At 65.6% G+C, this 21,846-nt stretch carries 18 protein-coding genes and 1 pseudogene; 14 read left to right on the plus strand and 5 right to left on the minus strand.

Features of this window, described 5'->3' with window-relative positions; all coding sequences use genetic code 11:
• Nucleotides 1–5: 5 nt before the first annotated feature.
• Entirely contained in the window at nucleotides 6–329 is a 324-nt protein-coding gene (locus ACWDSI_RS08575) for a hypothetical protein (protein WP_449746499.1), read from the minus strand.
• Nucleotides 330–344: 15 nt separating this feature from the next.
• The gene (locus ACWDSI_RS08580; protein ID WP_449756288.1) at nucleotides 345–1,958 is read right to left on the minus strand and encodes a PucR family transcriptional regulator; all 1,614 of its coding nucleotides are present in this window, start codon (nucleotides 1,956–1,958) and stop codon (nucleotides 345–347) included.
• A gap of 119 nt (nucleotides 1,959–2,077) precedes the next feature.
• On the opposite strand from ACWDSI_RS08580, the gene ACWDSI_RS08585 reads away from it, so the two are divergent.
• The 6 genes and pseudogenes from ACWDSI_RS08585 (at nucleotide 2,078) to ACWDSI_RS08610 (ending at nucleotide 8,495) form a co-directional block, all read left to right on the plus strand.
• A complete protein-coding gene (locus tag ACWDSI_RS08585) occupies nucleotides 2,078–3,571 on the plus strand; it encodes a CoA-acylating methylmalonate-semialdehyde dehydrogenase (protein WP_449756289.1) in 1,494 nt (497 codons plus the stop codon).
• Between the two features lie 53 nt (nucleotides 3,572–3,624).
• Complete coding sequence (locus tag ACWDSI_RS08590; protein ID WP_449756290.1) at nucleotides 3,625–5,013, plus strand: aminotransferase class III-fold pyridoxal phosphate-dependent enzyme; 1,389 nt, start codon at nucleotides 3,625–3,627, stop codon at nucleotides 5,011–5,013.
• 9 nt (nucleotides 5,014–5,022) lie between these two features.
• The gene (locus tag ACWDSI_RS08595; protein ID WP_449746260.1) at nucleotides 5,023–5,781 is read left to right on the plus strand and encodes a M15 family metallopeptidase; all 759 of its coding nucleotides are present in this window, start codon (nucleotides 5,023–5,025) and stop codon (nucleotides 5,779–5,781) included.
• 186 nt (nucleotides 5,782–5,967) lie between these two features.
• Nucleotides 5,968–6,981, plus strand: coding sequence for a DUF2235 domain-containing protein (locus tag ACWDSI_RS08600; protein WP_449756291.1), 1,014 nt, complete (start codon nucleotides 5,968–5,970; stop codon nucleotides 6,979–6,981).
• A gap of 47 nt (nucleotides 6,982–7,028) precedes the next feature.
• A pseudogene (locus ACWDSI_RS08605) lies at nucleotides 7,029–8,015 on the plus strand (YihY/virulence factor BrkB family protein); the annotation flags it as partial.
• Nucleotides 8,016–8,045: 30 nt separating this feature from the next.
• Nucleotides 8,046–8,495 (plus strand): GNAT family N-acetyltransferase, encoded by a 450-nt coding sequence (locus tag ACWDSI_RS08610; protein ID WP_449756337.1) that lies wholly within the window; start codon nucleotides 8,046–8,048, stop codon nucleotides 8,493–8,495.
• On the opposite strand, the gene ACWDSI_RS08615 is transcribed toward ACWDSI_RS08610, so the two are convergent.
• Complete coding sequence (locus ACWDSI_RS08615) at nucleotides 8,477–9,046, minus strand: hypothetical protein (protein WP_449756292.1); 570 nt, start codon at nucleotides 9,044–9,046, stop codon at nucleotides 8,477–8,479. The genes ACWDSI_RS08610 and ACWDSI_RS08615 overlap by 19 nt on opposite strands.
• 160 nt (nucleotides 9,047–9,206) lie before the next feature.
• Here ACWDSI_RS08615 and glgX point away from each other — a divergent pair, with 160 nt between their 5' ends.
• The 4 genes from glgX (at nucleotide 9,207) to ACWDSI_RS08635 (ending at nucleotide 15,786) form a co-directional block, all read left to right on the plus strand.
• Nucleotides 9,207–11,354 carry a glycogen debranching protein GlgX gene (gene glgX / locus ACWDSI_RS08620; protein WP_449756293.1) on the plus strand — a complete coding sequence of 716 codons (2,148 nt, stop codon included), beginning with the start codon at nucleotides 9,207–9,209 and terminating at the stop codon, nucleotides 11,352–11,354.
• Between the two features lie 3 nt (nucleotides 11,355–11,357).
• Nucleotides 11,358–13,748 carry a lysylphosphatidylglycerol synthase domain-containing protein gene (locus tag ACWDSI_RS08625; protein WP_449756294.1) on the plus strand — a complete coding sequence of 797 codons (2,391 nt, stop codon included), beginning with the start codon at nucleotides 11,358–11,360 and terminating at the stop codon, nucleotides 13,746–13,748.
• A gap of 38 nt (nucleotides 13,749–13,786) precedes the next feature.
• Complete coding sequence (add, locus tag ACWDSI_RS08630) at nucleotides 13,787–14,836, plus strand: adenosine deaminase (RefSeq protein ID WP_449756295.1); 1,050 nt, start codon at nucleotides 13,787–13,789, stop codon at nucleotides 14,834–14,836.
• Nucleotides 14,837–14,934: 98 nt separating this feature from the next.
• Entirely contained in the window at nucleotides 14,935–15,786 is an 852-nt protein-coding gene (locus ACWDSI_RS08635) for a 3-hydroxybutyryl-CoA dehydrogenase (protein WP_449756296.1), read from the plus strand.
• Here ACWDSI_RS08635 and ACWDSI_RS08640 read toward each other — a convergent pair.
• Nucleotides 15,783–16,706 (minus strand): MurR/RpiR family transcriptional regulator, encoded by a 924-nt coding sequence (locus tag ACWDSI_RS08640; RefSeq protein ID WP_449756297.1) that lies wholly within the window; start codon nucleotides 16,704–16,706, stop codon nucleotides 15,783–15,785. The genes ACWDSI_RS08635 and ACWDSI_RS08640 overlap by 4 nt on opposite strands.
• Nucleotides 16,707–16,846: 140 nt before the next feature.
• Here ACWDSI_RS08640 and ACWDSI_RS08645 point away from each other — a divergent pair, with 140 nt between their 5' ends.
• The 4 genes from ACWDSI_RS08645 to ACWDSI_RS08660 are packed head-to-tail and all read left to right on the plus strand — an operon-like array spanning nucleotide 16,847 to nucleotide 21,024.
• Entirely contained in the window at nucleotides 16,847–18,343 is a 1,497-nt protein-coding gene (locus ACWDSI_RS08645; RefSeq protein ID WP_449756298.1) for a glutamine synthetase family protein, read from the plus strand.
• 16 nt (nucleotides 18,344–18,359) lie between these two features.
• Nucleotides 18,360–19,649 carry an aromatic ring-hydroxylating oxygenase subunit alpha gene (locus ACWDSI_RS08650; RefSeq protein WP_449756299.1) on the plus strand — a complete coding sequence of 430 codons (1,290 nt, stop codon included), beginning with the start codon at nucleotides 18,360–18,362 and terminating at the stop codon, nucleotides 19,647–19,649.
• The gene (locus ACWDSI_RS08655; RefSeq protein ID WP_449756300.1) at nucleotides 19,646–20,308 is read left to right on the plus strand and encodes an aromatic-ring-hydroxylating dioxygenase subunit beta; all 663 of its coding nucleotides are present in this window, start codon (nucleotides 19,646–19,648) and stop codon (nucleotides 20,306–20,308) included. Before ACWDSI_RS08650 ends, ACWDSI_RS08655 begins: the two co-directional genes overlap by 4 nt.
• Nucleotides 20,305–21,024 (plus strand): type 1 glutamine amidotransferase, encoded by a 720-nt coding sequence (locus ACWDSI_RS08660; protein ID WP_449756301.1) that lies wholly within the window; start codon nucleotides 20,305–20,307, stop codon nucleotides 21,022–21,024. The genes ACWDSI_RS08655 and ACWDSI_RS08660 overlap by 4 nt, the downstream gene beginning before the upstream one ends.
• A 24-nt stretch (nucleotides 21,025–21,048) precedes the next feature.
• Here the strand turns inward: ACWDSI_RS08660 and ACWDSI_RS08665 are convergent, their stop codons facing one another.
• Nucleotides 21,049–21,747 carry a hypothetical protein gene (locus tag ACWDSI_RS08665; protein ID WP_449756302.1) on the minus strand — a complete coding sequence of 233 codons (699 nt, stop codon included), beginning with the start codon at nucleotides 21,745–21,747 and terminating at the stop codon, nucleotides 21,049–21,051.
• Nucleotides 21,748–21,846: the final 99 nt, after the last annotated feature.

Here is a 21,846-nt window from a genome sequence, read left to right on the forward strand (position 1 = left end):
CCGACTCACCCGGTGGTGCTGCTGCCCCCGTGCGGTGCCGGGCGCAATGCCCATGCCGGAACCCAATGCGTGACCTGCTCCTCGCGGCTGGTGGTCTTCACGGTGTAGGTGACCCGCCCGAACCAGCAGCCCCAATCGTCCATGGACCACGCCGTCAGAACTCCCAGATGTACCGAACGGATCTGCAATCCGTCGGGTTGATAGCGACCCTCGAAATGCGGTGGCGTCGGAAACAGGGCGGCCAGGTCGATCAGCACCGCCCGGTGTCCGACGTGATGGAAAGCCGATGCGTTGCCCGGCCGTCCACTGTCGCCGCCGATCGCCCGCATCTCCATGCGTCGAGTCTATCGCTCATACGTTCGATATGAGTGTCCGGATCGCACATCGTGGATCAGCACGGCCACGTGCAGTGACAGCATCGATTCGCCGTCGCCGAGGTCGGCCCCCAGCGTCGCCTCCAACGCGCGCAACCGTTTGTACAGTGCCGGCCGGCTGATGTGCAGCCGCTGCGCGAGCGCCGCCTTGTTTCCTTGCACACGAAGGTATTCCCGGAGAAGGTCGAGCGAATCGGGAGTCCCGGCCAGTACCGGCCGGAGCTCGGTTTCGGCGAAGGCCTGAACACGTGGATCATCCTTGAGCACGGCGATCAATCCGCGGAGTCGGACATCGGCGGCGCGATAGAGCGAACGGCGGGGGCCGCTCATCGCGGTGGCCACCTCGGCGACGTGGGCCGCATCGTCGAGACCGAGGATGGCGTCGGCCACGTGCCCACGCGGCGTGCCCGCCGCGACCACGCAGTCGGCCGCATCGTCGATGCGGTGTGCGGCAGCACGAATCGATTCGGCGACTCCGAGGAGTGGGTCCCCGGTTGTCGGGGTGGTCGCGGAGACCGCGGCGATCGCGCCGATGTCGCCATTGGAGCGGCTCGTGAACAGGGCGCTGTGCCCGGCGGCGTGCACGCCGTGGGCAATGGCCTCCAGGTCGGCGGAATGGCGCCGCTGAGCGTCGATGGGATCGGTGTCCGGTCGAGTACTGCCGATCCGGATCGCCAGGGGCACATACGCTTCGGCGTGACGCAGACCCAGCGCGTGCGCGCGGGCGGAGATGTCGCGTTCGGCGGTGATGCGGCCCTCGAGGACGTCGTCGAGCAGCCCGCTCTGGGCGCGCTGTTGCAGGCCTGTCCGGTCTCGTTCGATCATCCGATGCAGAGCCAGGGCCACGGCGGCGCGTTCGAGGACCGTGCGTGCGCGGCCGGCAGACGACGGCGTGCGCGGAATGATCAGCCGGCCCCAGGACTCCCCGCTCGGACCGACCGTGGTCGAGAGCCAGCGCTCGGCGACACCGGTCGCGCCGGCCACCCGTCGGGAGCGACGCTCCCAGTCGGTCAACACCGACGCGGTGTCGCTCTGCCCGGACGCCGCCACGGCGAGAACGCGATGTGCGAGGTCTTCGAGGACCACGGGCTCGTCGAGCATGCGGGATGCGGCGTCAACGATGGCTGCGACGGAGGCGCGTTTCATGCTCAGGTCGGTGAAGGTCTCGTGCGCGCGCCGGTCGAACTCGACGGCGTCGTACTGCTCGGCGACGATGCGGCGGTGTACCGCTTCGGTGACCTCGACGAACCGCACCGTGCGATGCAGCACGACCAGCGCGAGGTCCTGTGCGCGTGCGATGCGGGCGACCGCGGGTGGAAGCCTCGGCAGCATGGTGCCCAACTCCACCACCACCCCCACCGCACCGGATTCCGCGAGACCCTCCAGATAGCGCTGCGGCCAGTTCGCCAGTGCCGCGCCGGTGGTGAGCACCAGTTCCCCACCTTGGAGCAGCCCGGTCAGGTCGGGCACGTCCCCGATGTGCACCCACCGGATCTCCTCGTCGAAGCGGCGGTCGCTCAGTATCTCGGGGTCACCCCGTTGCAGTTCGGGCAGCGAGACGGCATCCGCCACGGTGATCGGCATTTACAGAGTGTAATTCCAGTCGCCTCATTGGTTACAGAACGTCACGCTGTTCGGTGTCCGCCGAGCCCGACACTGGAGGAAACACCGCGGGTCACGAGCGTCGAACGAAAGGGTGCCGCATGTCAGCCACGATCTGTCACTGGGCCAACAACAAAGCATTTCCCGGCACATCGACCGCCACCGCCCCGGTGACGAACCCGGCCACCGGCGTGGTGACCGGGCAGGTCGCCCTCGCCGGCGTGGAGGATGCGCGAGCGGTGATCGCCGCCGCCGCCGCAGCCTTCCCGGCCTGGCGCGACACAAGTCTGGCCAAGCGCACCGAAATCATGTTCGGATTCCGCGAACTGCTCAACGCCCGCAAGGACGAACTCGCCGCCATCATCACCGCCGAGCACGGCAAGGTGACATCCGATGCGCTCGGTGAGATCTCGCGCGGACAGGAGGTGGCCGAGTTCGCCTGCGGGATTCCCCACCTGCTCAAGGGCGGTTTCAGCGAGAACGCATCGACCAAGGTCGACGTGCACTCGGTGCGCCAACCGCTGGGACCGGTCGGCATCATCTCGCCGTTCAACTTCCCGGCGATGGTGCCGATGTGGTTCTTCCCCATCGCCATCGCCGCGGGCAACACCGTGGTGGTCAAGCCTTCGGAAAAGGATCCGTCCGCCTCGCTGTGGCTGGCCGAACTGTGGCGCGACGCCGGACTCCCCGACGGTGTGTTCAATGTGCTCCAGGGAGACAAGACCGCCGTCGACGAACTGCTCACCAACCCCAGTATCAAGTCCATCAGCTTCGTCGGGTCCACGCCGATCGCCCAGTACGTCTACGCCACCGGCACCGCGGCCGGCAAACGGGTCCAGGCCCTCGGCGGCGCCAAGAACCACGCGATCATCCTTCCCGACGCCGACCTCGATCTGGCCGCCGACGCCATGGTCAACGCCGGCTTCGGTTCGGCGGGCGAACGATGCATGGCGATCTCGGTCGCCGTCGCCGTCGGTGACATCGCCGATGAACTCGTCGCCAAGATCGCCGAGCGGGCGTCGACCATCCGCACCGGCGACGGCACACGCGACGCCGACATGGGCCCGCTGGTCACCGCGGCACACCGCGACAAGGTCGCCTCCTATGTCGATGCCGGCGAAAAGGACGGGGCCACCATCGTTCTCGACGGTCGAGGCGTGGAAGCAGATGGTGGTGCCGACGGATTCTGGCTCGGCCCCACCCTGTTCGATCATGTCAGCACCGACATGAGCATCTACACCGACGAGATCTTCGGACCGGTGCTGTCGGTGGTGCGGGTGGACTCCTACGACGAAGCGCTCGAACTGATCAACAACAACCCCTTCGGCAACGGCACCGCGATCTTCACCAACGACGGGGGTGCCGCCCGGCGGTTCGCCAACGAGGTCGAGGTGGGCATGGTGGGCATCAACGTTCCGATCCCGGTTCCCATGGCCTACTACAGCTTTGGTGGATGGAAGGCCTCCCTGTTCGGTGACACCCACGCCCACGGCACCGAGGGCGTGCACTTCTTCACGCGCGCCAAGGCGATCACCACGCGCTGGCTCGATCCCTCACACGGCGGCCTCAATCTCGGCTTCCCGCAGAACATCTGATCAGGGCGGAACGCCTGATTCATTCCCACGAGACGAGAGGTGACCACACCATCGTGACAGCCACGGTTGACCGCCACACCCTTCCCAACGGCCTCACCGACGCCGGGGCGCGCGCGGAGGCGGCCCGCGCGTACGAACTCGACCGCGCCCACGTCTTCCATTCGTGGTCGGCGCAGGCCGAGATCGCGCCGATGACCGTCACCGCATCGCAGGGTTCCTACGTGTGGGACGGCGATGGAAAACGATTGCTGGACTTCTCCTCTCAGCTGGTGAACACCAACATCGGCCACCAGCACCCGAAGGTCGTGTCGGCGATCGCCGGCCAGGCCGCGAAGCTGTGTACCGTTGCGCCGCAACACGTCAACGCCGCCCGGTCGGAGGCGGCCCGCCTGATCACCGGCCACACACCGTCCGGACTCGACAAGGTGTTCTTCACCAACGGCGGTGCCGACGCGGTGGAACACGCGGTACGCATGGCGCGGCTGCACACCGGACGCTACAAGGTGCTCTCGAGGTACCGCTCTTACCACGGCGGCACCGAGACGGCGATCAACCTGACCGGAGATCCGCGGCGCTGGCCCAACGATCACGGAAACAGCGGTGTGGTCCACTTCTTCGGGCCGTTCCGCTACCGGTCCCGCTTCTTCGCCGAGACCGACGAGCAGGAGTGTGCGCGCGCCCTCGATCACCTCGACGAGGTGATCCGAATGGAGGGACCGTCGACCATCGCCGCGATCATCCTGGAAACGATCCCGGGTACCGCGGGCATCATGGTGCCCCCGCGCGGTTACCTGCAGGGCGTGCGGGACCTGTGCGACCGCTACGGCATCGTGTACATCGCCGACGAGGTGATGGCGGGATTCGGCCGCACCGGAGAGTGGTTCGCCGTCGACCTCTTCGATGTCACGCCGGATCTGGTCACCTTCGCCAAGGGCGTCAACTCCGGATACGTGCCGCTCGGCGGCGTGGCCATCAACGAGGCGATCGCCGAGACGTTCGCGCACCGCGCGTATCCCGGCGGACTCACCTACTCCGGGCATCCGCTGGCGACCGCTGCCGCGGTGGCCACCATCCGGGCGATGGAGGACGAGCGCATCGTGGAGAACGCGGCGCGGGTCGGCAGGGAGGTCATCGGACCGGAACTGCACCGCCTCGCCGATGCGCACCCCAGTGTCGGCGACGTGCGGGGTGTCGGCGTGTTCTGGGCGATCGAACTCGTCTCCGACCCGGTCACGAAGGCGCCGCTGGCCCCGTACGGGTCGAGTAGCCCCGCGATGACGGAGGTGATCGGCGCGTGCACATCCGCCGGCCTGCTGCCGTTCGCCAATTTCAACCGCATCCACGTCGTGCCGCCGTGCACGGTCACCGACGACGAGGTCCGCGAGGGCATGGCTATCCTGGATCAGGCCCTCGAGATTGCCGACCGGCACGTGGGGGCGTAGACACGACACATGCGACGACCTCCCTCCCCGCTGATCGCGGCGGCCATCGTCGGTGCGGCACTGACCGTCGGCTGCGCGACGGGGAGTCCGTCGCAGGCGACGCCGTCGGAGGCGTCGTCGGACCTTCCCACTGCGAGCCCGGTATCCCGGGAGGCCATCGCCCCGGTGTCGCCCGCTGCCCGAGCCGAGGGGTTCGTCGACATCCGGACGGTGGTGCCCGACGCCCTCGTCGACTTGCGGTATGCCACGCCGCACAGTTTTGTCGGGGTACGGCTCTACCCCGTCGATGCCCGATGCCTCGTCCACGAGTCGATGACCGCCGGACTGCGCACGGCCGCACGTCAGTTGCGCACCACCGGCGACACCCTGGTGTTCTGGGACTGCTACCGGCCGCATTCGGTGCAGGTGCGGATGTATCAGAAGGTGCCCGATCCGGCGTGGGTGGCGGCGCCGGGGCCCTACTCGCGTAGCCACGAATCGGGCCGGTCGGTCGACGTCAGCCTCGCCACCCGCAACCCCACATGCCCGGCGCCCCACCGAATCGGTGACCACTGCCTGGTCGACATGGGGACCGACTTCGACGACTTCTCCCCCGCCGCAACCGCATTCGCGGTCGATGGGGTGTCACCCACCGCGCAGCGCAACCGTGCGCGACTGCGCACTGCCATGGCATCGGGAGGATTGTCGGCGTACTCCGGCGAGTGGTGGCACTTCGACGGCGCCGGGGCCGGCGTGCGTCGCCCGATCATCGACGTCCCGGTGAACTGACGACCCGCACCGCGAGATACCCCGACTCGGGCGCACCCGGCGAGGGCCGGTCGGCGGGACAGGTACCGATCAGCACGGTTTCGGCCGGTCGCGACGAAAGACAGGTAGCGCGCTACGCCACAGTTCGAGAGCACCCGTGCCTAGCGTCACTGCCATCAGCCCGCACACTCACACCAGGGGGCACCGATGCCCAAGAAGCTCATCTACTGCGCAGACGGAACATGGAACGGTCCCGCGACCCACACCAACGTCTCGCGGCTCTACTCGGTCCTCGCACGGTCGCAGACGCAACTGACGTTCTACGACCAGGGCGTCGGACGCACCGGTGGGATGCTGCGGCGGCTCACCGGCGGGGCCTTCGGCGACGGCCTGATCGACAACGTACGCCGGGGATATGACCGCATCGCCACCAGTTACGTGCCCGGCGACACGGTATATCTGTTCGGGTTCAGTCGCGGCGCCTACACCGCGCGCAGTCTCGCCGGCATGATCGCCTACTGCGGACTTCCCGCCGACGCCCCCACATCAGACGACGTCGACGCAGCATTCCGTGCCTATCGCCGTCGCGACGGAGCGTCGTCCTGGGTCGACCGGCCGGCGGGATTCGTCGACGCCCACATCGAGATGATCGGGGTGTGGGACACCGTCGGTACGCTCGGCGTCCCCGGTGCACTGTTCGGACATCAGGATCAACAGCGGTACGGATTTCTCGACACCGCGCTGCATCGTGACGTCCGGGCCGGTTATCACGCGCTGGCCATCGATGAGCGCCGCCGACAGTTCCAGCCGTCGCTGTGGGATTCCCCGGCACCCGGACAGATCATCGAACAAGTGTGGTTCGCCGGTGTCCACTGCGACGTGGGCGGCGGCGGAACGGCCACCGCGCCTTCACTTTCCGACATCACCCTGGCATGGATGCTGGAGCGGGCCGGTCGGCACCGAATCGAATTGAACACGGACGCAACAACCAATCGACTTCTCCTTCCGAAGAGCAGTGCGTTGGCCGCAATGCGCCGGTCGTGGCGACCCTACTGGGGTCCGCCGGTCACCCGCACCATCCCGGTAGGCGCGACGATCGCCAATTCGGTCGCCGTGCGAATGGAGTCCGATCCGCAGTATCGTCCGGTGCGCCTGGCGGCGTTGACTGCCCCACGGGCGGTGAGACCACACGCCTTCGACGAGGTGGTCGAGGCCGCATGAGAAGGTGCTGATCGGGCCGATCAGGCAGCGGCGCGATACACTCACGGGTGTCGCTCACCGAACGCATCGACGGCTTCCAGCGTCGGCATCCCCGTTCGGGCTACCCCCTGGCCGTCGCGTACAAGTTCTTCGACGACCAGGGCGGTTATCTGGCCGCACTGATGACCTACTACGGGTTTGTGTCGCTGTTTCCGCTGCTGCTGGTGTTCACCTCGGTGCTCGGTTTCGTGCTGCACGACAATCCCGAACTCCAAGCGCGCATCATCGACTCCGCGCTCTCCCAGATTCCCGTCATCGGATCGCAATTGGGAGAATCCGGCAAGCTGTCGGGCAGTGGCGTGGCGGTTGCCATCGGCGTGGTCACCGCCGTCTACGGCGGACTGGGAATCGCGGTCGCGGCGCAGAACGCGATGAACATCGCATGGACGGTGCCACGTAACAGCCGACCGAACCCCATCCAGGTCCGGATCAAGGGTGCGATGCTGCTGTCGACGGTCGGCGTCGCGATCATCGCCCTCACCGTCCTCAACGGGATCGGGGCCGCCATCGAACTGGGCTCCCTGAGCCACTGGCTGACGCTGGCCGGATCGGTACTGCTCAACACCGCCGTCTTCGCGACCGCGTTCCGCCTCGGCACCGCACGCGCCGTCGGGCTGCGTGACGTGCTGCCCGGGGCGATCGTCGCCGGCATCGGATGGCAGGCGCTGCAGAAGTTCGGGTCCATCTACGTCGAACGCGTCATCGGCAGGGCCAGTGAAACCTACGGGGTGTTCGCGGTGGTGCTCGGTCTGCTCGCGTTCCTCTACCTCGCGTCGGTGCTGATCGTGGTGTGCCTCGAGCTGAACGTGGTGCGTGTCGACAAGCTCTATCCGCGGTCACTGCTGACCCCGTTCACCGACAACGTGGTGCTGACCGCCGGCGACAAGGCGGCCTACACAGCGCAGGCGCGGGCGCAGCGCAGCAAAGGCTTCGAGAAGATCAGCGTGAGTTTCGACAAGCGCGCTGCCGCCGGCGACCCGGGCACGTCTTCGGACACGCGCCCCGCGACGCCCGGCGACCCCACGATTCGGCGCGCCGGGGTCTCCGATGCCGGCGACGTGTCGCGACTGCTCTATGACTTCAACACCGAGTTCCACGCTCCGACGCCCACCGCGGCCGAGTTCGGTGAGCGGTTCCGCATCCTGCTCGACCGCGACGACGTCGTCGTGCTGCTCGCCGAGCAGTGCGGCGCGGTGGGCTTCGCGCTGATCACGTTGCGGCCCACACCTTATGGTGAGGGTTCGATCGCACAACTCGAAGAACTGTACGTGCAGCCGGATCTCCGTGACCAGGGTGTCGGGGCGGCGTTGCTCGATGAGGCGCTGGCGGCGGTGACGGCCCGCGGCGCCCTGGAAATGCACATCAACGTCGACGAAATCGACGTGGAAGCGCGGCGCTTCTACGAGCGGCACGGGTTTGTGAACATCGAACCCGGCGCCGACCACCGGATGCTGTGCTACCTGCGTGCGTTGTGATCGCCGGAGTGGTCGTCGGATGCGGGCACATCGGCCGCCAACGCTGCGACGCCAACGCGGTACACCTGGCGACCGAGCGTGATGACCACGGCGCCCGGCACCACGATCCACACCAGATTCGGAAGCACCGCCACCATGAGGAACCCGCCGAGGTCGCCACGGTCGAGCGATTGCCTGGTCATCTCCAGTCCGCTCGCCGCTTCCACCAGGAAGTAGATCACCGTCTTCCAGAACGTCGCGACCGACACCAGCAACCCGACGATCACCGCCGACCACCGACGCGCATGACTGAGCACCCACACCAAGGCGATCACCTCGAGCAGGTTTGCCCAACTCTGCGCGCTGCCGAAGGCGTCGAACCCGGCATAGCGATGATCGAAGGAGGAGTAGAACACGTGCCCCGGCCACAGCCAGGCCATCGACCCACCCCGGTGCGAGATCGACCCGAGCAGCTCGTAGCAGGCGTCATAGGTCTGGATGGCTGCGGTGACGGCGAACCACACCACCACCCATCGCGGAAGCCGGAGATCTCTTGATTCCACCGACGTCATCTTCCGATCGCCTCCTCGCGCGCAGACATACGAGCAGGGTAGAACGCGTGTTGTGGTTGCGAGGCACGGTCGCGGTGATGAGGATGGTGTGGTTGCCTCCGGCGGTTCACCGCTCGCCGCCGAAACACGCCGACGCCGCCGTCTCGAGGAGTAGCCGCAGATGGATCTGGACCGGACACACACCACCCACACCACATCCCCGGGGGCGCCCGCGCCGCAGGGCGCAACACTGACCCGCACCGGGGTGAACTTCGCGCTGCACTCGGCCACGGCGTCACGCGTGGTGCTCGAGCTGTATCCGAACGCCGACGCCGAGCCGACCGACGTGATCGAGCTGTCCGGTCCCACCGAGGGGACCTGGCACGTCCACGTCGAAGGGGTTGGCGCCGGACAACTGTACGGCTACCGCGTCGACGGCCCGTACGAGCCCGCATCGGGACTGCGTTTCAACCCCGCGAAACTACTCCTCGACCCGTACGCCAAGGCGGTGACCGGGAAGTTCCGCAACACCGACAATCTGCTGCTGGCCTACGATCCCGAGCAAGGAGATGCCGATCTCTCCCCCGATCACCGCGATTCGGGCCCGGTCGTCCCGAAGGCCATCGTCATCGACGACGACTCCTTCGACTGGCAAGGGATCACCAGCCCGGAACTGGCGCTCGAGGAACTCATCATCTACGAGGTGCACACGAAGGGATTCACCGCCCATCCCTCGGCGCGGGTGGACGCTCCGGGAACCTATCTCGGGTTCGTCGAGAAGATCCCCCATCTCACCCGGCTCGGAATCAACGCGGTGGAACTGCTGCCGATTCACGAGCACTACGTCGACGACTTCCTGGTGGACAAGGGACTGATCAACTACTGGGGCTACAACACGATCGGGTTCTTCGCCCCCGAATCGTCCTACGCGTCCGGCGACACCCCCGGCAGCGCAGTGCACGAGTTCAAAACCCTTGTCCGTGAACTTCATCGCAACGGCCTCAAAGTGATCCTCGACGTTGTGTTCAACCACTCCGGAGAAGGCAACGAGATGGGCCCCACCATGTCGTTTCGCGGTATCGACAATCCCGCCTACTACATGCTGACCGGAGCCGACGACGCGCCCAAGCGGTACTACATGAACTTCAGCGGTACCGGAAACACCCTCGACTTCTCCAGTCCCACCGTGATCGGCATGGTGCTCGCCTCGCTGCGGTACTGGGTGCAACACATGCATGTCGACGGATTCCGGTTCGATCTCGCGGCGGTCCTCGGCCGCGCTGGCAGCGACGATAGCTTCGAGGGGCATGCGCCGTTCTTCGAAGCCGTCAGCGCCGATCCGGTGTTGTCCAACACGGTCCTCATCGCCGAGCCGTGGGACACCGGCACCTATCAGGTCGGCAACTTCCCGGTCGACTGGTCGGAATGGAACGGCAGATTCCGCGACACCATGCGCCGCTTCGTCAAGGGCGACGACGGCCAGCTACCCGACCTCGGCCGGCGACTCACCGGTTCGGCGGACCTCTACGCCGACGACGGCCGAACCCCGTACAACAGCATCAATTTCATCACCTGCCACGACGGCTTCACGCTGCACGACCTCGTCTCCTACGACCACAAGCACAACGACGCCAACGGCGAGGACAATCGGGACGGGTCCGATGACAACAACTCGTGGAACTGTGGTGCCGAGGGCGACACCGACGACCCGCAGGTGATCGGGTTGCGTCATCAGCTTGTCAAGAACCATCTCTGTCGGCTCATGTTCTCCGCAGGCACGCCGATGCTGCTCGGTGGCGACGAGTTCCTACGCACCCAGGGCGGCAACAACAACGCGTACTGCCAGGACAACGAGATCTCCTGGTTCGACTGGACATTGGCCGAGCGCAATCGTGACATCCTCGAGTTCGCCTCGAAGGCAATCGCTCTCACGCGTCGATTCAAGGCGCTGCAGCACCGCAAGTATCGGCTCGGTGCCGACAACGACGCGGGAATGGTCGCCGAACTCACCTGGTTCGGCCCCGACGGCAATTCGCCGCACTGGTCGGATCCCGCCGCGCACACGCTGTGCTACCGCCTCGACACCGAGGACGCCTACCCCGACAACCCGGTCTCCTCGCTGTACTTCATCCTCAACGCCGACTACAACAACGCGTGGATCGTGCTGCCCGAGTTGCCCGATGGGCATTCATGGCATCGGGTCGTCGACACATGTCTGCCCGCCGGTGAGGACTTCGCCGAACCCGGTGCCGAGGTGCTGATCGACCCCGACGACCACTACCTGGCCAGCGCCCGGACCGCAGTGATCCTGGCCGGACGAAAGACGTAGCCGGTGGAGATCGACGGTCGCGAGATTGCCGTTTCGGGCAGTCTGCTGCAACCGCTGACCCGGCGCACCAGCGACATCCTCCGGTTGACTCTGGCCGGGCTCTTCCTCGCCATCGTGATCGTGGGTTCGCTGATCACGCGCGCCGACTGGGTGGGTCTGGAGAAGTCGATCTCCGACATCGTCGGCGTGCTCACCCCGCGGCAAGCGGATCTGGTGTATCTCGCCTACGGCATCGCCCTGTTCGCGCTGCCGTTCGTCGTCCTCGTCGGTCTGGTGGCGGCCCGACAGTGGCGCATGTTGTGGGCATACTTCGCGGCCGCGTCGATCAGCTTTCTCGCACTCTCGGTGACCGAGAACGGAATCGCCGCGCCGCAGTGGCATTTCGATCGGGGCGAACGACTGGACTCGGTGTTGTCGCAGTTCCTCGACGATCCGCGATGGATCGGGATGCTCGCCGCGGTGCTCACCGTGTCGGGGCCGTGGCTTCCGGCGCGGTGGCGGCGCTGGTGGTGGGCGTTGTTGCTGGCGTTCGTTCCCATTCATTTGTTCGTGAGCGCGGTGGTCCCCGCGCGCGCATTGTTGGGATTGGCGACGGGATGGTTCGTCGGTGCACTGGTGGTGTGGGTGGTGGGTACCCCGGCGCTGGCTGTGCCGCTCGAGCAGATGGTCCGGGCGCTGGCACGTCGTGGTGTCGTGGTCACCGGGCTCACCGTGCTGCGTCCGGCGGGGGCCGGGCCGTTGATGCTGTCGGCGGAAACCGGCGTCCCGGACCCGATGGGAACGCCGTCGACGGTGATGATCTCGCTGTACGGACCGAATCAACGCAGTGCGGGTGCGTTGCGTCAGTTCTGGAACAAGATCCGGTTGCGCAGCCAGGAGACCGCCCCGCTGCAATTGTCGGTCCAGCGGGCTGTCGAACATCGCGGGTTGATGGAGTTGGCGGTGCGGCGCCTGGACCTGTCCAATGCCGACACCCTGGCGGTGGCCCAGCTCGACCTCGGCTGGACTCTGTACGCGCACACGCCGACCCGCGGATGCACCGTGAACACATGCACCGACCCGGATCCCGCGCCGCGCGTGTGGCGGGCGCTGGCCACGCTGCACGAGCACGGCATGACACACGGCGACCTGCGCGTCACCGAGATCACCGTGGACGACGGGCACGTCCGCTTCGGGGGCTTCGGTTATGCGGAGTTCGGGGCCACCGACGTGCAGATGCAATCGGACATCGCGCAGTTGCTGGCCACCACGACCGACCTCTACGGGGCACACACCGCGGTGGCCGCGGCCATCGACGCCTTCGACGAGGACAGCGTGCTGTCCGCATCACGTCGGCTGACCAAATCCGCTCTGCCGCGCAGGATTCGGGAGCCTCTCGGCGAACCTGAGGCGGTGATGAAGGCGGCACGCGACGAAATCCGCTCGCAGACCGGAGCCGACGCCATCCCGGGAGAGGTGGTCACCCGCTTCTCGCGCAGCCAGGTCATCCAATTGGTGCTGCTGGTGGCTCTGGTCTACGTCGCCTACCCCTTCATCAGCACGGTCCCGACATTCTTCAGCGAACTGCGTACCGCCAACTGGTGGTGGGCCGCAGTGGGACTCGCCGTGTCGATGCTGACCTACGTCGGGGCCGCGGCAGGACTGTGGGCGTGCGCGAACGAGATCGTCAGTTTCCGCAGTCTCACGCTCATGCAGTTCGCCAACACCTTCGCCGCCACCACCACCCCCGCGGGCGTGGGTGGGCTGGCCCTGAGTACACGCTTTCTACAGAAGGCCGGACTCGGCGGTGTGCGTGCCACCACCGCGGTGGCACTGCAACAGGCGGTGCAGGTGATCGTGCACGTGGTGCTGTTGGTCTTCTTCACCACGCTCGCCGGCACGTCGACCAACCTCTCCCACCTCGTTCCGTCCACCACCGTCTTGTATCTCATCGGCGGAATCCTGCTCGGTGTGATCGGGATCTTCCTGTTCGTCCCCACCCTTCGGCACTGGCTTCGGACCGCGGTACGTCCCAAACTCAGCGAGATCCTCACCGACCTCGTCGAGGTGTCCCGTGAACCAAAGAGACTATCGATCATTGTTCTCGGTTGTGCGGCAACAACTCTCGGCGCAGCCCTGGCGCTGTGGGCCAGTGTGAACGCCTTCGGTGGCACCGCCACCTTCGTCACGGTGACCGTGGTGACCATGATCGGTGGCACGCTGGCGTCGGCGGCCCCCACACCAGGCGGTGTCGGCGCCGTCGAGGCGGCGCTGATCGGAGGCCTGGCGGCATTCGGGGTGCCCTCGGCGATCGCAGTACCCGGGGTGCTGCTCTACCGGGTGCTGACCTGCTGGCTGCCGGTCTTCATCGGGTGGCCGGTGATGCGCTGGCTGACCCGTAACAACATGGTCTGAGACTGCGTCGCGGCAAGAGTCGCCTTAGGCTCGAGCGCATGGATCTTCCGCGCATCCCGACCCCCGATTTCGTCGCCGGACTGCCCAAGGCCGAGCTCCACGTCCACCTCGAGGGCACCCTCGAACCGGATCTGAAGCTCACCCTGGCCCAACGCAACGGCGTCGAGCTCGCACAAACCACTGTCGACGAGGTACGCGCAACCTACGAATTCGACTCGTTGGCAAGCTTTCTGGCCATCTACTACCCGGCGATGGAGGTGCTGCGGACCGAGCAGGATTTCTACGATCTGGCCTGGGCCTACCTGGAACGGGCCGCAGCCGACGGCGCGGTGCACGTCGAGATGTTCTTCGATCCGCAGGCCCACACCTCACGCGGGGTCGCCTTCGCCGATGTGATCACCGGTTATCACCGTGCCGCCGTCGACGCCGCCCGGCTCGGCATCGATGCCGGGCTGATCATGTGCTTCCTGCGTGATCTGCCTGCCGACGGCGATCCCGATTCGGCCGAGGCCACCCTGGATGCACTGCTTGCCTCGACCGAGTTCACCAGCTGGGTGCTGGGTGTCGGCCTGGACTCCGATGAGCGCAACAATCCGCCGTCGAAATTCGCCGCCGTGTTCGCACGGGCCCGGGCCGCGGGACTGCATCTCACCATGCACTGCGACATCGACCAACCCAACAGCATCGAGCACATCAGGCAGGCGATTCACGAGATCGAGGTGGAACGCATCGACCACGGCACCAACATCGTGGAGGACCCGGCGCTCGTCGACGACGCACTGGCACGCGGTCTCGGATTCACCTGTTGCCCGGTCTCGAACAGCTTCGTCACCGACGACATGAAGTCCGACGAGATCACCTACCTGCTGGGGCGTGGTGCCGCGGTCACCGTCAACAGCGACGATCCCTCGTATTTCGGCGCGTATCTGGCCGGGAACGTGACCGCACTGGCCGAGCACGCCTCGCTGTCGACCGAGCAGGTGATTGCGCTCGCGCGCAACTCTTTTGTGGCGTCCTGGATCAGCGACGAGCAACGCCGCGACTACCTCGATCGGATTGATGCCTACGTGGCCGGGTTCGGCGGCTGACGCGGCCGCCCGGTTCGTCGGCTGTGCCCTGCCGCAAGGCGCGGCGGCGCACCGTCTAGGCTGACCACGAGCCATCAATCGAACAGCGGAGGATTGCAATGACACAGCTCGGAGTGGTCGGCGGCGGCACCATGGGCGCCGGGATCGCCGAGGTGGCGATCCGCGCGGGCGACGACGTCCTCGTCCTCGAGCGCGATCAGGCGGCCGCCGACGCCGCCCGCGCCCGGATCGAGAAGTCACTCGGCCGTGCGGTCGCGAAATCCAAGATCACCGACGACGACGCGCAGCAGGCGCTTGCGCGACTTCGGCTCACCACCACGATCGCCGATTTCGGTGACCGTGAGCTGGTGATCGAGGCACTGCCGGAGATCGAATCGCTCAAGATCGGGTTCTTCGCCGAACTCGACAAGGTCACCGCGCCCGAGGCGATCCTGGCGACCAACACGTCGTCGTTGCCGATCATCCGGATCGCCAAGGATGTCGCCGACCCCTCACGCGTGGTGGGCGTGCACTTCTTCAATCCGGTGCCGGTGATGCCGCTGGTGGAGATCATCTCGAGCCTGGCGAGTTCGCCGCAGGCCATCGAGACCGTCACCGCGTACGCGCGCGACCATCTCGGCAAGCACACCATAGCGGCCGGCGACCGCGGCGGATTCGTGGTCAACGCACTTCTGATCCCGTACCTGGTGAGTGCCATCCGCATGTACGAGAGCGGGTACGCCACCAAGGAGGACATCGATGCGGGCATGGTGAAGGGCTGCGCCCACCCGATGGGACCCCTCACCCTGTGCGACCAGGTGGGCCTCGACGTGGTGCTCGACGTGTCCGAATCGCTCTACCAGGAGTTCCGCGAACCGCACTTCGCGCCGCCGCCCGTGCTGCAGCGCATGGTGGAGGCGGGCTACCTGGGCAAGAAGTCCGGCAAGGGCTTCTACGACTACAGCGCTTAGCTCGTCGGACGCGTCTTCTTGCGGCCGCGTGGCTGATGGCTCTCCTCGCTCAGTTGGAGAACCTCGAAGCCGGCAAGGCGGTCACGCGCCGGTTCGCCCCTCTCGGAGGCGATCAGCGAGATCAGCAACTCGACGAGCATGAAGCCATGAGCCATCGAATCGAACGGTCCCGGGCCAGCGTGACTCGTGGTGAACACGACGCGCGCGTGCGCGGTCAACGGCGAAAGGAACTGGTCGGTCACCACGATCAGCTCCGCGCCTCGTTCGGCTGCCGCTGCACCCCATTCGATGGTGGTGTGCTGATACCGGCGGTAATCGAACAGCAATGCCACCGTGGTTTCGTCGACGTCGATCAGCGAGGCCATGTGATCACCCGAGTTCGGTGGCACGTCGACGACGTCGCGCCGCAGCATGTGCAGATATCGAGCGAAGTGCGTGGCGAGAACAGAACTGAATCGTCCGCCGACAGCCATCACGGTGCGGGTTGGGTCGGCCAGGGCCGAAACGGCCTGCCGGAGATCATCCGATGAGATGCCGTTGACCGTCGACTGAAGTCCGTCTCCGTACCGGTTTACGGCGTCGACAAGCGCCGCGTGATGGGCGTCATCGGTATACGCCGCTGGGTGCTGCTCCGCGGAGGGGTACGCGTTCACCGGCGAGAACAAGCGGGTCTGAACCTCGTCTCGCAGTGCTTCCTGGAATGCCCCGTACCCACTGAAGCCGAGCTTGGACACCAGCCGCAGTGCAGTTGGTGCACTGACCTCGGCCTGTGCCGCGAGTTGCGCGATAGGCACCAAACCGGCGGTCGGATATGCGCGGGTGAGGGCCGCAACAACACGAATCTCGCCGGGCGCCAGGGTGTCGCGCACCTGTCGGATACGTTGTGCCACGGTGCCGTTCGGTGAAGTCGCTGCGGTCATGAGACAAGAGTCTAGAGGCGAACGGCCTCGTTACACACGTTTAACGCGTTACGTTGACCGTCTGATACATAACAAACATAACGTCTCCTTTGTCGCAGCCACTCCCAGTCCATCCCTACGGTTGCATCCCAGGAGGTGTCATGTCCGAATCGTCGCCCCGCGCTTTCATCGCTCGCCACGCTCTGTGGTCGGACGAACAGCAGGCCGCCGCCGATGTCATCGAGCAGAGAGTCAAAGACAAGCAGTTCAAGACGATCAGAGTCAGCGTTGCCGATCCCCAGGGAAAGCTCCGCAGCAAGACGTTGATGCCCACAACATTCTTGTCCACCCTGCGCAACGCTCTCGATTTCAGTTCCGCCCAGTTCAATTTCGACTCCGGCGAGAACATCGCCTTCAACCCGTTCACCAAGGGCGGAAGCCTCGACATGGCGGAGATGGAAGGCTTCCCCGATCTCGTCCTGGTGCCCGATCCCCTCACTTTTCGCGAACTCCCGTGGTCACCGGGCACGGGCTGGATTCTCGGCGACATGTACTTCAACGACGGTACGCCCGCACCGTTCGACGCCCGCCACAGACTCAAGGACGTCGTCGCCGACCTTCGATCGGAAGGAATGGAATACGTTGCGGGACTGGAGATCGAGTTCTATCTGACGCGTGTGATCGACCCGAAACTTGCACCCGTCGACAGTGGGGCTCTCGGGTCGCCTCCCGCACCCCCCGAAGTCGAGACGATCGGAAAGGGCTACGCGTATCAGTCCGAGGTGCAGATGGACGCCATCGACGGCTTCCTCGGCACCGTCGCCGATTACTGTGAGCAACTCGGACTGCCACTGCGCACCATGGAAGACGAACTCGGACCGGGTCAGCTCGAGTTCACCTTCGATGTGATGGGCGCGCTGGAGGCGGCCGACGCGATGACTCTGTTCCGGTCGATGATCAAACAGGTCAGTGCCCGGATGGGCCTGCATGCCACGTTCATGACCGCGCCCGGTCTACCCGGGTTCTGTGCCAGTGGCTGGCATCTGCACCAGAGCCTGGCCGATGCCCAGGGACAGAACCTCTTCACCGCAGAGCCGGACTCCGACGGACTGCTCTCCCCCATCGGGCGAAGCTTTGTGGCGGGACTGCTCGAACACGCCTCCGCCGCTTCAGTCTTCACCACCCCGAGCATCAATGGATACCGGCGGCGCCGCCCCTACTCGCTGGCGCCGGACCGCGCGACCTGGGGGCACGACAACCGGGCGGCGATGTGCCGCGTACAGGGCGGCCCGGGTGACCCCACGTCGCACATCGAGAACCGCGTCGGTGAGCCCACCGCAAATCCCTATCTGTACATCGGGTGCCAGATCGCGGCCGGTCTCGACGGTATTCGCCGTGACCTCGATCCCGGTCCGGTGGAGGCCGACCCCTACAGTGCGACCGATCGGCCGGCATTGCCGGTCACGTTGATGGAAGCCGTCGACGAACTCAAGCGAAGCCAGTTCTTCCGCGACACCTTCGGGAGTGTGTTCATCGACTGGGTGCTGGGCATGAAGGCATCCGAGATCGGGAGATTCCTTGCCGCCGAACCCGAATGGGAGAAGACTCCCGACACCGTCACCGAGTGGGAGCACCGTGAATACTTCACCAAGTACTGATAGCGGGGAACCCGGAATGGTACATCCCTACGACGAACTCGTGACCGATGTCAGGGTCCATCGCAGTCTGTACACCGACCCTGCGGTGTTCGCCACCGAGATGACCCGTGTGTACGGCGGAACCTGGACCTTCCTCGCACATGAGAGTGAAGTCCCCCATCCCAACGATTTCGTTCGCAAGAAACTCGGTCTCCGACCGATCATCGTGACCCGCGACAAGACCGGCGAGATACACGGGCTGATCAACCGGTGCACCCACCGCGGCGCCACGGTGTGCCGTGTCGACTCGGGTAATGCGCGACGGTTCATGTGCCCTTATCACAACTGGACATTCACGAACACGGGCAAGCTCACCGGGGTGCCGATCCACAAGGGATACGGACCCAGTTTTGCCCGCGACGAAATGGGATTGGGTCGGCTGCGGATCCAGACGTACCGGGGATTCATCTTCGGCACCCTCAACCACGAAATCGACGATCTCGCTGCACACCTCGGCGATGCCACTCGCTACATCGACGAGTGGCTCGACCGATGGCCCGGTGCGCAGTTGGTGGTTCGCCATGGACAGACGCGCCTGAACTGCAAGGGAAACTGGAAGCTCGTATACGACAACTCCGCCGACGGCTACCATCCCGGCTTTTCGCACGCCTCCCTGCTGCGCATGCGCAAGGACCGCTACGGGGTGGGCGTGGACATGCAATGGGCGCTCGGCGACGTCGACTCCGGGCTACAGACGGTGACAGATCTGGGCAACGGCAACACCTTTCTCGACCAGCGGGCAGAGATCGACAGTTACTGGGACTCGGCAGCCCCGATGCCCGGACAGAACAGCTATGAGCAGGTCATTCGAGCCCGCCTCGATGAAGCGGCCGCCAAGGCGGCGCTCGACGTCGTCGTCGGTTCCGGTATGAACCTCAACATTTTTCCGAATCTGCTCATCATCGGCAACCAGATCCAGGTGATCGAACCGCTGGCCGTCGACGACACCGACATCGTCTGGTACTCGACCAGTCTGGACGCATCCGATTTACCGTCGGAGGTCAACTCCCTGAGAGTGCGTCTGCAGGAGGACTTTCCGGCGTTCGGAGAGCCGGACGATCTGGTCAACTTCGAGGAATGCCAAGTGGGGCTCGGTGTGGAGGAAATGGAGTGGGTGGTGACCAACCGCCACATCGACACCGGGACGGAGACCTATGACGCTCAAGGCAATCTGACCGGCCCGGTGACCGACGAACTGCCCATCCGATCCTTTTGGCGTGAATGGAAGAAGCTGATGACCTCCGAAACGAAGTTGGCTGCCCGGTGAATGCTCCCGAACTCGAGGTTCATCGTGATGTCGACGATCCCGTTGTGCGGTACGCGCTCAACGCGATTCTCGCCGACAGTCTGACGTCGAGTTACATCGACGACGACTACTACGCGATGCTGCGCCACGATCTCGAGGAGTGGGACTCGATCGGCACACCGCTGACGCAGGCCGAACGCGACGAGTACGAGGCACTGGTGCTGCACGAGAGCTGGTTGCTGGATCGGCGCGCCTTCGAACAGTGGTACCAGCTGTATTCACGAGAGTGCCTGTACTGGATACCAGCAGCACGTGACATGCCCGACCCCGAAGCCGGCGATCCGCAGAAGCACGTGACCATCGCCTTCGATGACCGACGGCGGATGGGTGACCGGATCGTGTGGTTGCGCACCGGGGTCGCCTACTCGCAACTACCGCCCTCGTACACCACGCACGTCAACACGGGCTTTGTCCGGGTCGAGACCGATATGGCCGACGAGGTGAAGATCCGCTCTCAGTTCGTGGTCCACGAGATGCGCGACGGACACCACTTGCAGACCGTTCCCGGGTGGATGGGTCATGTGTTCATCCGGGAAGACGGCGAACTGAAGATCGCACGCAAGATCGCGTGTCTCCTCGACGGTCATCGCAGCCATCACAACCTCACCTTCTTGGTGTGAGTCGACGCACGGTTCGGCGGGCGCTGGCCGTGGTACACGGGGTGCTACCCGGTTACGAGCGGGCCATTCTCGGGTCGCTGGCACCTGCGATGAGCCGACGCGGGTTCCTCGTCGACGTACGCAATGTAGGCGACCTTGTCGTTGACGGCCCCGATGCCGTGCGCCTTGATGGTGTTGATCTGGTGTGCGTCACCGGGTCACCAGACTCCGTGTACGACGAGACGCTGGACTGGGTCACGGCGGAACGGCGCCTTCTCCAGCGTGTCGATGACGCCCACATTCCTGTTCTCGGCGTCTGCTTTGGTGCCCAGATACTCGCCAGCGCGCTCGGCGGGTCGGTGAAACCGAGCGACTTTCCCGAACACGGATTCACCACGGTGAGTACCCTTCGCCCAGATCTCATCGCCGCCGGCCCGTGGTTGGAGTTCCATCACGACGCCATCACACCCCCGCCGGGTGCTGAGGTGATCGCCGCAACGGCGCACAATGTGCAGGCTTTTATCCTTGGTGCCCATCTTGGTGTCCAATTCCACCCGGAGATCACCCCGGAGTGCTTCGTCGCGTGGCGCAACGGATACAGCGCCGCCACGGCCGGATTGCCCGACCACGGCGTCGACTTCGCCGCACTCGCCGCGGAGATCGAACACAGCGCCACGCGAACTGCGGCAGATTGCGACGAATTGTTCGGCCGATTCCTGTCTCACGCGGGGTTGTGACTGCCTCGGTCCGAACTCGCGCCCTCAGCGCGATATGGGGAACACCGGCAGTCCGATGATGGTGTTGCAGGCGGTGGCGCCGCGTCGTAGGCCCGCATCGAACGCGGCCACGCGTTGTGCTCCGATGCCGTGCCCCGTATCGGCCCGGTTGCCACCCGAGGCCCGCAGCAGGTCCCGGGCGACGCCGAGATCGCGCCACGTCACGATGTGCCGCGCGATGTACCAGCGCATGGCCATCCCGGCCCAGCAGTCGGCGGACTGTTCGTAGCGGAACAGGTCGGGTGAATTGACCACCGTCACCCACACCGGGTCGAGTCCGGCCTTTTCCTGCAGGCCGTGGGCACTTTCGTGACTCAACGCGACCAGGGCGGTGACATCGTTGCGCAGCAGCTCCGTGTCGGTGCGGGGGTTGATGAACGTCGTGCCGTCACAGTGGTGAAGACCGAGCCCGATCGAGGAGAACCCGCAGATCCCGCGGGTGCTGCTGCTGCGCCACACGCCGACGGCGACGCTGTTGATCCACACGACCTGCTTGACCGCGGCGGATTCCTTCATGTGTGCGAGCCATTCACCGGAACGGGCGGTGGCACAGGCGGCGATGTCTTTCATATTGCTCGAACCGCAGGCCTCGAGCGATCCTGGCACCAGCGTGGTTCCCGGCGGTGGTGCCGCGGATGCGGTGCCGGCCTCGGTGGCGAACCCGGCGGTGAGGCCGAGTGCCACGACCAATAGCGGTATCGCGAGTACACGCAACGCACGAGGCCCGAGTGCCGGGTCTCGGGACCGGCCCCACAAACGTGTGGTGCGCATGTGACTCATGGG

This window comes from Gordonia sp. NPDC003429, from assembly GCF_053588575.1.

Coding starts and splice junctions, on each gene's coding strand:
- ACWDSI_RS08650 (WP_449756299.1), top strand. CDS start 18,360: ATGGTACATCCCTACGACGAACTCGTGACCGATGTCAGGGTCCATCGC.
- ACWDSI_RS08645 (WP_449756298.1), top strand. CDS start 16,847: ATGTCCGAATCGTCGCCCCGCGCTTTCATCGCTCGCCACGCTCTGTGG.
- ACWDSI_RS08585 (WP_449756289.1), top strand. CDS start 2,078: ATGTCAGCCACGATCTGTCACTGGGCCAACAACAAAGCATTTCCCGGC.
- ACWDSI_RS08640 (WP_449756297.1), bottom strand. CDS start 16,706: ATGACCGCAGCGACTTCACCGAACGGCACCGTGGCACAACGTATCCGA.
- ACWDSI_RS08580 (WP_449756288.1), bottom strand. CDS start 1,958: ATGCCGATCACCGTGGCGGATGCCGTCTCGCTGCCCGAACTGCAACGG.
- ACWDSI_RS08635 (WP_449756296.1), top strand. CDS start 14,935: ATGACACAGCTCGGAGTGGTCGGCGGCGGCACCATGGGCGCCGGGATC.
- ACWDSI_RS08595 (WP_449746260.1), top strand. CDS start 5,023: ATGCGACGACCTCCCTCCCCGCTGATCGCGGCGGCCATCGTCGGTGCG.
- ACWDSI_RS08615 (WP_449756292.1), bottom strand. CDS start 9,046: ATGACGTCGGTGGAATCAAGAGATCTCCGGCTTCCGCGATGGGTGGTG.
- add (WP_449756295.1), top strand. CDS start 13,787: ATGGATCTTCCGCGCATCCCGACCCCCGATTTCGTCGCCGGACTGCCC.
- glgX (WP_449756293.1), top strand. CDS start 9,207: ATGGATCTGGACCGGACACACACCACCCACACCACATCCCCGGGGGCG.
- ACWDSI_RS08600 (WP_449756291.1), top strand. CDS start 5,968: ATGCCCAAGAAGCTCATCTACTGCGCAGACGGAACATGGAACGGTCCC.
- ACWDSI_RS08575 (WP_449746499.1), bottom strand. CDS start 329: ATGCGGGCGATCGGCGGCGACAGTGGACGGCCGGGCAACGCATCGGCT.